The following is a 416-nucleotide window of genomic DNA, read 5'->3' as shown; positions in this document are numbered from 1 at the left end:
CTTGTAGGTGATGATGCCTTCGCGCACGTCTTCCTTGTCGGGCAGGCCCAGGTGTTCCTTGGGCGTGACGTAGCACAGCATGGCGGTGCCGTACCAGCCGATGTTGGCCGCGCCGATGCCGCTGGTGATGTGGTCATAGCCCGGGGCGATGTCGGTCACCAGGGGCCCAAGCGTGTAGAACGGCGCTTCGAAGCAGTGCTTCAGCTCTTCGTCCATGTTGGCCTGCACGCGCTGCAGCGGCACGTGGCCCGGGCCTTCGATCATGACCTGCACGTCGTGCTCCCACGCCTTCTTGGTCAGTTCGCCCAGCGTGTGCAGCTCGCCGAATTGCGCGGCGTCGTTCGAGTCGGCAATGCAACCGGGGCGCAAGCCATCACCCAGGCTGAACGACACGTCGTACGCCTTCATGATTTCGC

General features: G+C 63.9%; 1 protein-coding gene. It reads right to left on the bottom strand.

The genetic code is table 11. From position 1 onward, the window contains the following. Positions 1-416: phosphomethylpyrimidine synthase ThiC (locus tag AC6EMZ_RS23315; RefSeq protein ID WP_498405186.1), on the bottom strand; the 416-nt coding region annotated here is incomplete at both ends.

The organism is Enterobacter sp. SCRI0065 (assembly GCF_059766475.1).
Note: the sequence above shows the minus strand (reverse complement) of the source record. Positions and strands in the feature narration are given on the sequence as shown.